Source organism: Tepidisphaeraceae bacterium (genome assembly GCA_035998445.1).
GTDB lineage: Bacteria > Planctomycetota > Phycisphaerae > Tepidisphaerales > Tepidisphaeraceae > DASYHQ01.
Map to the genome: position 1 here is coordinate 23,527 of DASYHQ010000024.1, position 15,387 is coordinate 38,913.

A 15,387-nucleotide genomic window follows, 5' to 3' on the forward strand; every position below is an offset into this window, starting at 1 on the left:
GGTCCCACGGGCCGCGGGACCGGCGTAAGCTTGGCGTGAACGATCGGATGAGGCGGATGCAGAGCGACGACATGACCGACGATCTTGGGACGCTGGAGCGGGGCATGGCGATAACCATGGCCCGGTCGGTCGAACTGTCGGCTGTGCTTCGGCGCGACGACGCGGGCGACGTGCTGACGTTCGACCTTCGCCATGAAGGTCGGACGTTCGCCCGCGGGCGGTTCGTGCCCCAGGGAAGGGTGGTGGGGCACGCGACCCGGCGGCGGTCGCGCGGCGGGCTTCGGTTGCGCCTGCGCATACAGGACGAAGGCAGCACCGCGCACTGGTCCATTGCCTTTGTCTCAACCGCGCTGGGCGATCGCGAGGCGGGCGTGGGGCTCGTACAGGTCGTCGAGCGGGCGCGGGCACGCGCGGCTCAGTGGGTCTGGCGGTTCGATGGGCAGACCATGCACACCCATCGCCAGTTGGTCGCGCTGTCGGAACCGGCGGCCGAGGGCCGGTCGGTGCGGCTCGGCGCCTTTACGCAGTACGGGCAGCTCTACGATTTGCGGGACTGGGTCTTCGCCGAACAACGTGACGGCGACGACGACGGCGACGGTGGGCGCTGCGCCGGAATGATCGCGCTGCGCTCGGGCCGCTGGTCGCACCCGCGCTACAGTCTTGCCGAAGCGCGGGGCGATGGGGCGCTGGAGAACGAGGCCGCCGGGGACCGCGTGCCAGCGGGCGTGTCGGTCAACATGGCCTACCGGGCCGAAACGCTGCGGCGCACGTACCTGCTGGCCACGGCTCCGACCGAAGTGGCGCTGAAGGACGAGAAGCACGCCGACGCCCCCACCGATCTGGGTCGAAAGCGATTCACCGCCTGGCCAGCGCAGCAGATCGCGCGCTACGGCTTCGCTCGCCCCGAACGCCTGACCAATCAACAGCGGCTGGCAGATCGGATGCCGTCAAACCGGCCGCAGCACTTCGCCTTCGGCGCGGCGGGCGAGTTCGAGGCCGCGCGCGATCGTGTCGGGCGTGAGCCCGGCTTGGCCGCTGAGAATCCCTTCTGGCTCGGCGACTTCGACCAGGCCCGGCGGCAAGTGCTCGACACGCTGCGCCGATTCAGCGCCGCTCTGACCGGAGCTGCGTTTCTTAGCCCCTTGGGCAACCCGGTCTCCGCGCGCGTGCTGGGGCCGACGGCTGCGATGGTCCACCTGCTCGACTTCACCGGCCACCTCGGCGACGCCGACCGGCGCGAGGCCGTCGGGCTGATCGCCGATCTGGCCGAGTTGCTGCGCCGCCGCGACTTCTACCCCTGGCACATCTGCCACCGCCCGCCGGAGGTGCCGTACGACGACTACGACGCCCACACGTCCGATCACCACTCGCTGTACCGCGGGATGATGAACCAGAACTTCCACACCGACGCCTACGCCTTCGTCGGCCTGGCGGGTTGCGTGCTGCCGAACCACCCCTACGCCGCCCGCTGGCGGCGCCACGCGGTCGAGCAGTTTCACGGGCAGATGCGCAGCTTCGTGTGGCCGTACCCCGACGGCTATGGCTGCTGGGAGGAGAGCCACACCTATGCCAATCACGTGAAGTTGTGCCTGCTGCCGCTGGCACTGGCGATGCGTCACGCGCCCGAGCCGGTGGACCTGATGGCCGACGCGCGGTTCCTGGCGATGTGCCGGTACTTCGTGCCGCTTCTATCGCCACCGGACCCGATCCATGACGGCGATCGCGCGATCCCGGCGATCGGCGACCACGGCTATTCCCACAAGGGGGGTTACGGTTACCTGTTTGGCTGGCTGGCGACGCTGGTGCCGGCCGAACGCGAGGCGTACCTGTGGGCGTGGCAGGCCATGGGCGCCGAACTTGGCAAGCCGGACCGGCAGTGCGATACGTTCGGCCCACTGCTCCAGGCCAACCCCAAAGCGGCCGCTGGGGCCGCGCCACCAAGTGTGCCTCCGCTGTTGCACCTGCCGGGATTCGGCGCCGCCGCCCGCCGGCGCTTCGGCACGGCAGACGAGGCACTGCTGGTCATCCGTTGCGGCGATGCGTGGGGCCACTATCACCCGGACGAGAGCAGCTTCTGGTGGTGGCAGGGCGGCCGTCTGCTCGCCTGTGACGCCGATCTGGGGGACGGGCCGTTGAAGGTGCGACACGCGGGGCACAACGTGCTCGGCTTCCCGGAACTCGAACCCCTGCAGCACCTCGACCGCCACGGGTTCCACGTCGACCGGTGCGAGCAACAGGACGACGGCGCGGTCGTCGTCCGATGCCAGGTGCCGTTCAACGCCCAACGCGAGGGCACCCGGTACGAGCCGATCCCATACGATCACCGGCCGCACGTCACTCGAACGTTCCGCTGGCGACCTGACGGCACGCTGGTGATCGACGACGAGCCGACGCGCAGCCCCGATGGACGGGTGGAGTGGCGGCTGCACGTTCCGGCCCTGAGCGCCCAGCGCGTCGGACCGCGCGACGTCGCGTTCGACATCGGTGCGGGCGCGCGACTCGTCGTGCGCCTGCCGGCCGAGCCGCAGCGCCTCGAGCTGGAGCCGGGCAAGCTGACGTGGCGATTGTTCTGCACCTACGGCGAGCAATCTCTGCGGCACGAGTTGACGCTCGTGGCGCACGCGGCACGATGAGCAATAACAGTGCGGCGGGCGAGTCGACTTGGACGGGCGAAATCGGTGGCCGTGTGGCGCGTTCGGTGTGTGGAACCCTGCATCCAGAAGGTGACGTGATGACCTGCTTGAACGTCGATAGCCGCAAACGTGACGGAGGGACGCGCTACCTACCCCGCCTTGCGCGTGGCGCGTCGGCGCTGATGATCGGCGCCGCACTGACGGCCACGATCGGCACCATGTTCGCCCAGACGCGGCCAGCGGAGCACGCTGCGCTCGCCGTGCCGCGCGGAGGCGTGGCGCCACGGATGGACGCCTCGGCCGACGATCCCGCGTGGCGCGACGCCGCCCGCATCGAACGCCTTGCGCTCGCCGAGGGCCCGCAGGCGGAATCGGTCGAACCGGTGGCCACCGAGGTTCGGCTGCTCTGGCGGCCGGAGGCGCTGTACGTTCGATTCATCAACAAGGACGATGAGCCGTACGCCCCCCACGAGGGCCGGGACGCGATGCACCACGACGGCGACGTCGTGGAGGTCTTCGTCGACCCCGTCGGCGACGGGCGGCAGTGGTACGAGATCCAGGTGTCGCCGGCCAACGGGGTCCTCGACAAGCTCTACGTCATGACCGCGCCGCCAACGACGGACGACGACGGCCGGCTGACCGGCCCGTCACGACGGGAGCTGTGGCAGCTGCTCGAACATGACATCCCCGGACTGAGGACGGCAGCGGGCCCCACCGACGGCGGGTGGATCGCGGACGTGGCGATCCCGGCCGGCGCGCTCGTGAAACGCACGGGGGGCAAGGCGCTGGCGCCCATCGCGATGCGACTGAACCTCGTGCGCTACGATCGCCCGACCGCCGCCACCGACGGCACCCGCGGGGCGGTGTTCATGAACTGGGTGCCGGCGCGGTGGGGACAGCCCCACGTCTCACCGGCACGGATGGGTCGGATCGAACTGCGAGAGACAAGCGCCGCCCGCTGAGGGGCGCGAACGAGCTGACACGACAGGACCCTGAGATGCCCTTGCCCGAAACCGTTGCCCATTCCGTTCCCCGCCTCGTCCGCGACGCTGCCGGCGCCACGCGCCTCCACGTCGCCGGCCGGCCCGTCACGCTGCTGGCGGGCGAATGCCACAACTCGGCCTCGTCGTCCGTCCGGCACATGGACGAGGTCGTCTGGCCGGCGGCGGTGGCGATGAACCTCAACGCGCTGCTGGCGCCAATCACGTGGGAACTGACCGAGCCCACCGAGGGCCACTTCGACCTCACGCTCCTGGACGCCCTCGTCGCCGGCGCGCGGGCTCGCGGCACGTACCTCGTTCCGCTGTGGTTCGGCGCGTACAAGAACACGTGGAGCACCTACGCGCCCGCGTGGGTGCGGACGGACCTCGGCCGCTTCCCGCGCACGGAGGTGCCGGCGGGCGAGCCGCGCGGCCAGCAGTCGGTCCTGGACCCCAACGTGCTCGCCGCCGACGCGCGGGCCTTCGCCGCCGTCATGCGGCGGGTGAGGGAGCTGGACCCGGGCGGCGCGGTCGTCCCGATGGTGCAGGTGCAGAACGAGGTTGGGCTGCTCGGCTCGGCCCGGGACCGTTCGCCGGCCGCCGACGCGGCGTTCGCCGGGCCGGTGCCGCGCGAGCTGACGGCGCATCTCGCTGCGCACGAGGGGGAGCTTCGCGAGGAGGTTGCTGCTCCCTGGCGGGCGGCGGGGCGGCGGGCCGAGGGGTCTTGGACGCAGGTCTTCGGATCGGGACTTGACGCCGAGGAGTTCTTCAGCGCCTGGCACTTCGGCCGCTACTGCGCGACCGTGGCGGCGGCGGGACGGGCCGAGCACGACTTGCCGATGTTCGTCAACGCTTGGCTGGTGCAGCACCCGGGCCAACAGCCGGGCGGTTACCCCAGCGGTGGGCCGGTTGCTCGGGTGTGGGACGTGTGGCGCGCCGCGGTGTCGAGCGTGAGCGCCGCCGGGCGGCCGGTCGTCGAGTTGACGGCGCCCGACATCTACATCGACGACTTTGCCGACGCTTGCGCCGACTACGTCCGCGAGCGTAACCCGCTGTTGGTCCCCGAGTCCAAGCCCGACGAGCACGCGGCGGCCCGTGCGTTGTATGCGGTGGGCGAGCACGCGGCGATCGGCTTCGCGCCATTCGGCTTCGAGGGCATGAGCGGCCGGGCTGCGGCGCAACTCGCCGAGGTGTACCGGTTGCTGGGCGAGCTTGCGCCGTTGCTCGGCGCGCGGGAACCCGGCCGCGTTCGCGGAGCGCTGATTCGTGACGGGGAGGCGACGGAACTGGACGTGGGGGGGTACCGCCTGCGCGTCGCGTCGCCGCGCGCCTCCACTGGTGGCCAGGCGAATCCGGTGGCCGGCGCCGGCGGCGCGGCCATCGCCGCCGATGCTGCCGGTGAACACCGGCGCGCCGCAGTCGACGGTGGGCTGCTGGCCATCGCGCTGGCGGACGACGAGTTCCTGCTGATCGGCTACGGCGTGGTCGCCAGGTTCCTGCCGGCGGCCGCGTCGTCGCCGCGGGTGGACTTCCTCGAACTGTGGGAGGGCGATTGGCGCGAGGGCCGCTGGTTGCCGGGCCGCTGTCTCAACGGCGACGAGCGTCACCTGCGCCTCGACCCCGACGTCGCCGTCCGGCGATGCAGGGTTTACGCCTATTGATGTGCACCGTCGTTGGGCCCCGCCGTCACAGCACCGCGGTACCGCCCACGGCGGCCCTCTGCGGGAAAGGGCGTCCGGTGCGTCGAGAGCGGTCATCGTTCGGCCAACAGCATCTTCAAGCCAATGTGACCGACGCGTAGGTTTTCGACATGCAGAGAAAGTTCCAAGAGGGTCAGGCACGGGAAGCTTCATAACTTCTTGTACTGAAATGTGTTATATAATTTACCGCGAACTCTGTTAATTCCAGTTAACAGGGTTCGCTCGTTTTCGCGCTGGTTTTGCGGTGCTTTCGTGTTGGGGTGGATGAGAGAGGGGAGGGGAGAGGGCTCGCTTCAACTGCCATCTGACACTCTGGGCCTTCCGCACCCCAGAACTCTCGGACTCTCCACTCTATCTTTGGCCGCCAGTTAACAACCGCGTCGGGTTCGGACCCCGTGCCTAACCCGGTTCGGAATGGTGGGTGGGGTGGACCTGCAGCCATTGATGGGTGCCGTGGCCGCGGCTAGCTTGATCGCGGCCACAGTTATGGCAGAGCGATCAAAGTCGCCCGTACGACGGAGGAGGTCCCCATGTCCGAAGCACCGCCTGCAACGCAGCTCCCAACGATTGGCGAATTGGGCGCCGATCTCTTGACGATCACTCGCGAGCGGCGAGCCCTGACGCTGGCAACGCCCTTCATCTGCGTGGCCGCCTACTTCGTCCTGGCATCCGTGCGGCTATGGCCGCTGGCCGTGCTGTCGCTGATGTACCTGAGCTTCGTCACCTATGGGTCGATCTCTCATGACCTCGTCCACCGCACGCTAGCATTGCCTCGGCGGTGGAACGAGTTCTTTCTGACGACGATCGAACTGCTCGCGTTCCGCTCCGGACACGCTTATCGCCTGGCGCACCTGCATCACCACGCGCGGTTCCCGCACGACGACGACATCGAAGGCACCGCAGCGAAGATGTCGTTCTGGCGGACGCTCCTGGAGGGCGTGATTTTTCAGCCGCGGATCATGTGGTGGGCGCTGGCGCACAAGCATCAGTTACGGCACGTTGTGGCGATGGAGGTAGTCGCTGCCCTGGGCTTGCTGCTGATCTGTCTGGTGACGCTGGCTTGGACGCCATTGTTCGGCGTCTATGCCGTGCTGATGGTGATGGGCGCGTGGGTGATCCCGCTGGTCACGTCGTACCTGCCGCACAACCCCGAAGGGGCCACGGCACTGCTGCAGACGAAGCTGTTTCGCGGAAAGGTCGCGTCGATCATTGCGATGGAGCACCTCTACCATCTCGAGCACCACCTCTACCCGATGGTGCCGCACCACAACTGGCCCGAGCTGGCGCGACGGCTCGATCCGGTGTTCAAGTCAGCCGGCATCCGGCCGATCGTGTTGGGCTTCTAAGAGCCGACTTTGCTCCCCATGATGACACCCGTACACGATCAGCGTGGCTTGTTGAGGGCGCTTGTCGGCGACGGCCGCCCGCTGCTGGCGTTGACCGGACTGGCGCTGATCTTCAGCGGCGCCTTCGCGATCTTCCAATCCGCCACGGGTCACTTCCTGCCGCAGGACGTGCACTACCTGGGGATGACGAAGGAGGAGCTGTGCGACATGAACCAGTGCCGCATCGTGCACTTCATGTTTCACGACCGCGTGAGCTTCGGCGGCGTGCTGATTGCCCTCGGCTCGCTGTACATGTGGTTGGCCGAGTTCCCGTTGCGTCAGGGTGCCCCTTGGGCGTGGTGGCTGTTCGCCCTCACTGGTGTAACCGGTTTCGGCAGCTTTCTGGCCTACCTCGGTTATGGCTACCTGGACCAGTGGCACCTCGCGGCCACGCTGGCGCTGTTGCCGGTGTACGGGGTTGGCCTCTTTCGCTCCTACCGGCTCGTCGCGGGCCCGGACGCTTCGCCCGCCAGCCTGGTACGGCCGGCGCTGCTTGTCCGCTGGACGTCAGGGTACGGCCTCGGCCGCGCGTGCCTGCTGGTCACCGCGGTCATGGTCATCGTTGGCGGCGCGGTGATCACGTACATCGGCATGACCAGCGTCTTCGTGCCGCAGGACCTGGAATACATGGGCATGTCCGCCGATCAGTTGGCAGCGATCAACCCGCGGCTGGTCCCGCTCATCGCCCACGACCGCGCCGGGTTCGGCGGCGCGTTGTTCACGACGGGCGTGGCCGTGCTCGTCTGCACCTGGTGCGGCCGGCCGAGCCGGAGCCTGTGGCAAGTGCTGCTGTGGGCGGGTGGCGTCGGGTTCGCGACGGCCATCGCGGTCCATCCCGTCATCGGCTACACGAGCTTCACCCACCTGGCGCCGGCCGGCGTCGTCGCAGCGCTGTTCGGGGTGGGCATGACGCTGTGTTACCGGCCCATGATGAGGTCTTGAACATCGGGCGTGGGCGGGTCGGTCATCTCGCGACTCGGCCTGCGAACACGACTGCGAGCCACGGTAACGCCGCGCGGGCCAGCTACAGGCTATACGATGGCCCGCCCCGTGCCGCACTCGGGGCAGCGGGCCGGGGTGGCGCGCAGATCGTAGCCGCAGGTGGGGCACAGCCCTGATCGCCCGCGATGTTCCACGCGTCGCAGGTCAGCAACCGCCAGGAGAATAACGCACAGCGACGGCGGGATCGCGAGCAGTAGCCACATGCCGTTGCCCTGTTGCATTGCGACGCACGGCCCGCAGCACGAGAGGAGGAACATCGATGCGACCAGCAGGGCGAGTAGTGACTGGTTCCGTCGTCGCATAACGCAAGGCCGATCCGTGCCAGAGGACGGACGACCGTGTACTTGGCCCACCCCGCCCCGGCGTCGCCCGCCATCGTACCGTCTCGGCCGGGAGGGGGCGGGGGGTGCGCCCGGCCGACAGGTTACTCTGGGCGACTACATACTAGACTCATCATCAGGACTTATGGTCGACGAAAACAGCAGTGTCCGAAGATTGTAAGCGTTGAGTTCGCGCCTGAATGAGTCAAGTATGTATATGCCTTACTCTGCCTCTGCCCACACCCTTGGCGGCTCCTCTGGGCCAAGGAACTCAAGGTGGATCACGTTCGGGTTGCAGCACACGGGACAGTCCTCGACGTACACTTGGTCGCTGCCCGCCGAGGGGTCGAGCGGGATCTCAATCTGCTCGCCGCAGCTCGGGCAGACGTAGGCGCCCTCATCGATGAGACGCCGGCGCTTTCGCTTTTTCCGTTTCTTTCGCATCGGGCTCCCATCGGCTTCCGTATCATAGCACGGGCGAGGACACGCACTTGGACACGGGCACGAGCCAACGGAACGTTCTGAACGGGCGCACGGTCGCGGTGGCGATCGTCGCGTTGGCGGTCTTCGCGGCCTGGTGGACGCACGGCCGTGCGGGGCCAGCGGGCAGTGTATCGCCGTCTCAGCGTGCTCAGCCGCTCGTGCCAAGCGGGCGCGTCGGGGAGTTTTCGTTCCTCGCGCTCGGTGACTCCTACACGATCGGTCAGGGCATCGCCGCAGTCGACCGCTGGCCCATGCAGGCGGCGGCAGTTCGAGCGGCCGGGGTCGACTTGGCGGACCCGGCCATCCTCGCCCATTCGGGGTGGTCCACCGGTGACCTGCTTCGGGCGATGGACGCCGCGCAGCTCGCGAGCCATTACGACTGCGTGACGTTGATGATCGGGGTGAACAACCAGTACCAGCGTCGGCCGGTGGAGGAGTATCGCCAGCAGTTTCAGACGCTGCTTGACCGCGCGACCCGATTGGCCGGCGGGAACGCGCAGCGCGTGGTCGTGCTGTCGATCCCCGATTGGAGCGTGGCCAACGGTATGTCCGGCGGCCACGCCGGCGGCGGTTCGCCCGACATCGACCGTTTCAACGCGGCGTGCCACGACCTGACGAAGAGGGCCGGGGCAGCATGGGTCGACGTGACGCCGATCAGCCGGGACGCGGCCGGTGACGAGGCGATGTTCGCGGCCGACCGGCTGCAGCCGTCGGCGAAACAGTACGCGTTGTGGACGACGCCCGCTGCGGCGGCGATCGCAGCATCGCTGAAGTAACGCGACTGGGCGGCCGGGTCGATCTAAGGTGCCCAGCGCTGTGAGGCCACCGCTTTGCAAGTTTGATGTAGAGCTGACGGCAGCGGGCAGATTTACTCCACCGTTCCCACCCCTTCCACCCGCCAACCCGGTAGCTAACCGGTAGGGGACCTCGCACGTCGCGGGTCCCCGCACAACCCGTTGCCAGGCAGCACGCCGGTCCCCGAGGGAAGGTCGTTGCGGGTATCGGTCCCCACTCTCGCCCGACGTCTGGGGCTCTCCACAACTCGTTGCCGATTTCACCACCGCCAACGGGGCTGCGTTGGCTGCTGAACGAGCAGTTGGTGCAGGAATGACAACGTGCGGCGCCCGAGATCGGGCGCCGCACGTTTGAAGGATCGAACTTATCGTTGCGAGAACCTCGTTATACCTCCTCGTCCTCGTCCTCGATTTCGATCACCGAGAAGATCTCGCCGGTGGCGACCGGTAGTGTCGGGAGGTAACCGCCGCTGCCGTTGACCTCTCCCGTGGTGCCCTCGCCCACGCCGGCCGGCACGAAGCCACCGTGCAGCACGATCTCGCGCAGGGGCAGGGGCAGCACGTCGTCGCCGTCGAAGTCGATGCCGTTTAACGGGTCGAAGAACTGTTGCTCCTTGCTGAGGTCGTAGGTCTGCGTGAAGCGGATCGTGCCGCCCGGCGCCGTCGGGAACGACTGCGTGATGGGCATCGCGTTGTCGTCGATCGGTGGCGAGGTGATCGGCAGGAGGATGGGCCCGTAGGCCGCCGTGCCCTCGAGCACCTCGATGAACCCGTCGCCATCGGTGTCGGCGGTGGGGGGTGGCGTGACCGAGTTGCGCGCCTCGCGCGGCTCGGTCGCCGGGTCGCCCTCGAACCGGCCGTGGATGTGCTGGGCGTGCGGCTTGTCGGGCGCCAGGCCGGTCGCGTTGATCGTCACGGTCAGCTCGTCGCCATCGCGCGTGACGTGGGCCACGCCGGTCACGCCCGACGCGTTGAGCGTCTCAATCACCGCCGCGAAGGTCTCGACGTCGGGGTCGGCCGCCGGCGCGCCGGCGGGGACGACGTTGATCGGGAAGACGACGTCGTTGAAGTCGCGGTCGCCGAGGTTGGTCAGGTCCTCCCAGCGGAACTCCAGCAGCCCGCCGCCGGTCTTGCTGACGCGCACGTGATCCGCATGGTCGGGGTTGGCTTCGGTGACGCTGAAGAAGGCGAGCGGCCCGTCACCGCCGAGCGAGTTGTCCGGGTTGTCGGCCAGGAACTGCTGCGTGCTGGCGTCCTGCACGATGTAGAACACGATGTTCTGGTCGGCGCCGACCGTGGGGGTGGCCAGGGCGCCCTGGCCCGTGCCGGCCTCGAACAGCACGTGCCGCGACGACGAGCGCAGCGCCGCCTCGGCGTACCCGTCCTCGCCGGGCGCGATGCCGTCGATGCTGCCGTCGGCCTCGGTGACGAAGAAGCCGGTCTCGTTGTTGAAGGTGGCGTCGCGCTCGAGGTAGATCGTGGGCAGCGCCACGTTGCCCATGCCACCGGGACCTGGGCGGTAGATGCCGCTGTCGATGCCGGTCACGGCGCGGATCTCGCCGGCGGCGACCGGGGCGACGATGCGGAACGACTCGCCGTTGTCCAGCGGCACGCCCGCCTGCGGGTTGCCCGCTGGCACGCCGGCGGCGTCGTCGATCGCGTCGGAGATGCCGGTGGGCACGGTCAGCCCGTGCAGGACGATCAATCGGTCGTCGAGGAATTGCCCGTTCTCGCCGACCGTGTTGTGGTACTGGCGGTGCTCGTCGGGGTCGCTCAGGTCAAACACGTACGTCGTGTCGAGGACGAACTCGGTCCCACGGGGGAACAGCATCGCCGGGTTGATCGTCCCCGCTTGCACGCCGCTGACGAACTGCTCGGTCGGCGAGACGCCGTCCGGCGGGGCGGGCAGGTCGGTGTTCGGCAGGTTCATGACGACCGGGCCGTAGTCGGGCAGGCCCTCGAAGAAGTCGAGGTACCGGGTCGAGCCCAGCCCCAGCGCCGGCTCGTCGACCAGCCGACCGCCGTCATCGGCGCTCGTCGGGACGGTCGAGTTGACCGGCGCGAACCCGCTGCCCGGCAGGCCGCCGTCACCCGAGAAGAACGGGCCGACGAGCTGCTGGGGCAACGCCTCGGCGGCGTTCCCCTCGAACTGACCGTGGATGTGCGCCAGGTGGACCGCGCCCGGGATCGCCGTCAGGTCCTGAAGGCCCGTCGCGTCGATGCGCACGCGGAGGGTGGGTTTCATTGGATCGGTGGTGTCGAGCGTGAGCCGGGCCTCGCCTTCGGCATTGGATCCGTAGGCCGCGTTGAGCGGTTGAAAGTCGACCTCGAACTCCTGAATGCCGCTGGCGACCGACAACAGGCGACGGGTCTCCAGAGCTTCGATCATGCGCACGGGGCGCGATTGAATCGTCATCTTCCTCTCCAAGATAGGGTGGACAGAAGGGCCATCGCGACGTGCGGTGGTGATAGTCGCGGCCACAGCAATAAACGGACCAGCCGACGATGCGGCGTCGCAGGGTGGCGCGTGACGAACGAGGCAGTAAGGACCTGCCTTACCGGCATTGCGGCAATGCCTGTATCGAACGTGGCCGCTGCAGGGGAATTGCGCGTCAGCAACTCGCGCGGGGCGTGAGGGTGGCGTGAACTCGACGCGCGGCTTCGGCGGGGCTGAAAGCGCCGACAAATCAACCCACGTCGGGTCGCCGCCGCTTTGCCAATACACCGAAGAACGGTTCTCCGTACGCTTTGTTGCCCGATGACCTTGCGTCCGCGGTGAATTTCCGTGCCACCACCACGTGCAGCGTTTAGGCCGATCACCCGCGTGTCACCTTCGGGCGTCGGTCGGTTTTCCCGTCGGTGGGGCGGCGGTCGATCCACGGTGATGCGGTTCTCGTGGCGGAAGCTGACTTCGGAACCCGCCTTAACGCGGAATTATTCTTCTACGATATCCTTAGCCGCGTCGGACAACGCCGGCCGATCGCCATTGTGTCGGGTTGCGCTCGCCAAGTTGGCCACGCTGGCGTCGTACGGCTACGGCGGGCGAGCGCACCTGAACGCGATATTCCGGAGCGGCTCAGTCTCGATGCTCAATAGCGGGCCCGTGTCACGAAGGAGGATCGAGACAGAGTCCAGACGTTCCCTTTTCGCTGCCCCGGCGGTTCGCAACGACAGCGAGGGGCGGTCCGATCGGGACCGCCCCTCGCCTTGGTCATCGGATTTTGACGGACCGCGATGAGGCGGTCATCAGGCGGTTACTGGCCACCGCCCGAGGGCTTCTGCATGACGGACTGGTCCGGGTCGCCGGCCTTTTGTTGCGACTGCGGCTGGAACATCAGCTTCTGGGTGATCTCGGGCTTCTCGTTGCCCATCATCACCTTCTTCATCGTGTCGGCGTACATCTGGCGGGCCTCGTCGACCGAGCGCTTGCCCTCGACGATGTCATGGGCGAGGTTCAGCGCCAGGTAGTTGGCGGGCTCTTTGTCGCACCGGGCGGCCATCGTGCCCTTGGTGCGCTCGACGATCACGCTGCCGTCGAACTGCGCCAGTTCGTCGAACTTGTCGGCGGGCACCTGGTAATAGATGACCTGCTCGAGCACGTCGGGGTGCTGAACCGGGAAGCTGTGCGACACCTCGTTCTTGTAGACGATGATCTCCGCCCACGGTTGCTGGTCGGTCCAGACCAGCCGGCTCGGCGTCACCCCCGTGGGCTGGCCGTACTGCTTCATCATCATCTTCGCCGCGTCCTGCGAGCTCTGGGGCCACGACGAGATCATCTGCTCGACGTTGGCGCTGCCACCCGGGCTCATCGGGGCCCCGGCCGGTTGGGCATTGGCGGCCGCGTCGGTGTCGTTGGAGACCTCGGCGTTCATCGGGGGTTGACCGGCGGTCTTGCCAAACTGTTGTCCGGTGCCGCCCGGTTGAACGGCCGCATCGTCAGCCATCAGAACGGCCCCACCGACCAAAACGGACGTCACGGCCACGCTTAACATTCGCATCTGGCGAACCATGTCCGCCTCCTTCCTTTGTTGGGTGACCGATACGCGGCCACGGTAAACCGGACGAGTTCGCAATGGTCGTGCCGTCCTTCATGATCTCCGGATTTCGTTGAATAGGGTGGGAAACGCCTACCGAAGCTTTCGCTCCGTATGCTCGGAGTCCTCTGTGGTTCAACCTCTTTGGGCGGGGCGTCAGGCGCCGGAGGCGTGGCCGGTCGGGGCGGATTGGGCAAGCCTTGGGTTGACCAGTCGGGCCACCACGTCGACGTCGCATTGCTTGGATGCGACGTGCAGCACGCTGACGTCGAGCGACATCCGTTGCAGGGCGGACTGCGAGTGCGCCTGCCGCAGGAAGCCGCGCGACATGTCGCGCAGCACCGGTTGGCGGCGAAGGACGTCCAGGACGAACATCGTGTAGAGCGTCCACTCGCCGAACCGCTTGTGGTTCCGCGCGCTCGTGCCGTACCGATGCAGCAACGCGTGGTAGGCATCTGCGCCGTGCAACGCGGTCATCCGATCGTCCAGCGCCATCAGGTCGGCCCGGTTGAAGGTGAACAGGTCGGCGATGAAGTCGACGTGGCGCAGCGTTCGCGTCGGCAGCGTGCGCAGGATGCGCGCGAGGCTCAGGGTGCGAAACAGCTCGTAGCGGTAATGCGGGTCGGCAATCGTGCGCGGTCGGGCGGTGTAGTAGGCGATGGGGTACCCGTCAACCAGCAGGTCGTCCAACTCGATGGCGCGCAGCAGGATCGTGTCGGCGCCGAGGTTACAGAAGTTGGCCGTGCTGCAGATTCGGTACGCGCGCAGCTTGATGAGTTGCTGGCGGTACCAGCCGTGGAGCGACAGTTCCTTTGCCGAGAGCCAGTCGGCGTCGGTGCTGATGACCGCGACGTCGGACAGGTCGTTTCGATCGACGAAGTTCTGAATGGGGTGGCGTTGGTTGCAGATCAGGTACAGCCTGCCCTTGGGCCTGAAGTTGATGCGCCACGACCGCACCGCCAGTTCCAACAGGTAGGGGACGTCGCTCGAGTGCACGCACATGAACGTGTCGATGGCTTCGGCGTTGTGGGTCATTGATCTGCAGGCTTCGAGTCCCGGATCGTGTCGTCCGAGCGCGCGATGAGGATGGGGTCCGGATTGCCAGGTGCAGTTGTGGGATGGCCGATCATCAGAGGGGGGGAACGGGAGCCAATCGCACTTCATCAGAACCCCTGGCAGCGTTTGCAACATGCCGGCCAAACGCGAACCGGGAACGAACGGTCGTCCTCGAGAAGGTAGCGATGCCGATTCGCAATGGCGAGCCCGTACGTCTGTCCCGCGAGGTCGAACTGGAACGGCGTTGCCATCGCGAAGACGCGCTCCCGTGCGACGTAACATCTCATTACCTCGAACGCAGTCCATGTAGCAGGAAACGTTCCCACCCCGGCCCACGCACCAAGAGGTTATCCCGCCGCGGGTTACACGCCAAACCTTTTCCCGCGGCGCTCCGCGTATTCTGGAAACGGGTTTGCGCGAAGTTTGGTTGCCAGCGTTCTCCCGCCTTCCCCACCCCTTCCGCCCGCCAACCCCGTAGTTAACGGGTAGGGACCTCGCGCACCGTGCCGAGCGTCCCGCCGATAACCCGTTGCCAGGCAGCACACCCATCTCCAAGAGAAGGTCGTTGCGGGCATCGCCTCCACCCGGAGTCCCGATGTCGTACCTCGACCCGACCGACCCGTCCCCGATGTCCGCAGAAGACCGCCTCCGCGAGGTTGCCGCGATCCTCGCCAAGGACGTGCTGCGCCCCTGCACCGCCGCGGTGCGCTGCGCTCGGGCAGCCACTCCAATCTTGGTCCTGTTTCACGCTCGGAATCAACCCCCGATCGACTTGATGTGTCGGCCCGGATGGAGCACATGGGACACCGTGGTTAACACGCTCAGGACGAAGGAGATGAGCATGAGCATCGCCGTGAATTGAAACCGGGGGTGGCAAGACCTCCTCTTTCCGAAAGAAGGCGTCGAGGTCCCATAAACAGGGCGGCGTGGAATGATAGAACCGTCGCGTCGGCCCAAGAATTTTTCTCGACACCGGCCCTTTTCGGCGGACTCATCAGCG

12 protein-coding genes are annotated in these 15,387 nt (G+C 67.4%); 7 read left to right on the plus strand and 5 right to left on the minus strand.

Features of this window, described 5'->3' with window-relative positions:
- Window positions 1-56: 56 nt before the first annotated feature.
- From VGN72_10825 to VGN72_10845, 5 genes are all read left to right on the plus strand, one after another.
- The gene (locus VGN72_10825) at window positions 57-2,633 is read left to right on the plus strand and encodes a hypothetical protein (protein ID HEV7299849.1); all 2,577 of its coding nucleotides are present in this window, start codon (window positions 57-59) and stop codon (window positions 2,631-2,633) included.
- Window positions 2,634-2,731: 98 nt separating this feature from the next.
- On the plus strand, window positions 2,732-3,595 hold the full coding sequence (locus VGN72_10830) for a carbohydrate-binding family 9-like protein (GenBank protein ID HEV7299850.1): 864 nt from the start codon (window positions 2,732-2,734) through the stop codon (window positions 3,593-3,595).
- Between the two features lie 35 nt (window positions 3,596-3,630).
- Complete coding sequence (locus tag VGN72_10835; protein ID HEV7299851.1) at window positions 3,631-5,274, plus strand: DUF5597 domain-containing protein; 1,644 nt, start codon at window positions 3,631-3,633, stop codon at window positions 5,272-5,274.
- A gap of 569 nt (window positions 5,275-5,843) precedes the next feature.
- Window positions 5,844-6,659, plus strand: coding sequence for a fatty acid desaturase (locus tag VGN72_10840; GenBank protein ID HEV7299852.1), 816 nt, complete (start codon window positions 5,844-5,846; stop codon window positions 6,657-6,659).
- 18 nt (window positions 6,660-6,677) lie between these two features.
- A complete protein-coding gene (locus VGN72_10845) occupies window positions 6,678-7,640 on the plus strand; it encodes a hypothetical protein (protein HEV7299853.1) in 963 nt (320 codons plus the stop codon).
- A gap of 89 nt (window positions 7,641-7,729) precedes the next feature.
- On the opposite strand, the gene VGN72_10850 is transcribed toward VGN72_10845, so the two are convergent.
- Window positions 7,730-8,002: a hypothetical protein gene (locus tag VGN72_10850; GenBank protein ID HEV7299854.1), complete on the minus strand. Its 273-nt coding sequence runs from the start codon at window positions 8,000-8,002 to the stop codon at window positions 7,730-7,732.
- Window positions 8,003-8,242: 240 nt separating this feature from the next.
- The gene (locus VGN72_10855; GenBank protein HEV7299855.1) at window positions 8,243-8,464 is read right to left on the minus strand and encodes a CPXCG motif-containing cysteine-rich protein; all 222 of its coding nucleotides are present in this window, start codon (window positions 8,462-8,464) and stop codon (window positions 8,243-8,245) included.
- Window positions 8,465-8,511: 47 nt separating this feature from the next.
- Between VGN72_10855 and VGN72_10860 the strand changes: the two genes are divergently transcribed.
- The gene (locus VGN72_10860; GenBank protein ID HEV7299856.1) at window positions 8,512-9,279 is read left to right on the plus strand and encodes an SGNH/GDSL hydrolase family protein; all 768 of its coding nucleotides are present in this window, start codon (window positions 8,512-8,514) and stop codon (window positions 9,277-9,279) included.
- A gap of 403 nt (window positions 9,280-9,682) precedes the next feature.
- On the opposite strand, the gene VGN72_10865 is transcribed toward VGN72_10860, so the two are convergent.
- From VGN72_10865 to VGN72_10875, 3 genes are all read right to left on the minus strand, one after another.
- Window positions 9,683-11,713: a DUF4114 domain-containing protein gene (locus VGN72_10865; GenBank protein ID HEV7299857.1), complete on the minus strand. Its 2,031-nt coding sequence runs from the start codon at window positions 11,711-11,713 to the stop codon at window positions 9,683-9,685.
- 838 nt (window positions 11,714-12,551) lie between these two features.
- On the minus strand, window positions 12,552-13,307 hold the full coding sequence (locus tag VGN72_10870) for a hypothetical protein (protein ID HEV7299858.1): 756 nt from the start codon (window positions 13,305-13,307) through the stop codon (window positions 12,552-12,554).
- Window positions 13,308-13,487: 180 nt separating this feature from the next.
- Window positions 13,488-14,366, minus strand: a complete 879-nt coding sequence (locus VGN72_10875) for a DUF6492 family protein (GenBank protein HEV7299859.1) — start codon at window positions 14,364-14,366, stop codon at window positions 13,488-13,490.
- A gap of 616 nt (window positions 14,367-14,982) precedes the next feature.
- Here VGN72_10875 and VGN72_10880 point away from each other — a divergent pair.
- Window positions 14,983-15,249, plus strand: a complete 267-nt coding sequence (locus tag VGN72_10880) for a hypothetical protein (GenBank protein ID HEV7299860.1) — start codon at window positions 14,983-14,985, stop codon at window positions 15,247-15,249.
- Window positions 15,250-15,387 lie beyond the last annotated feature (138 nt).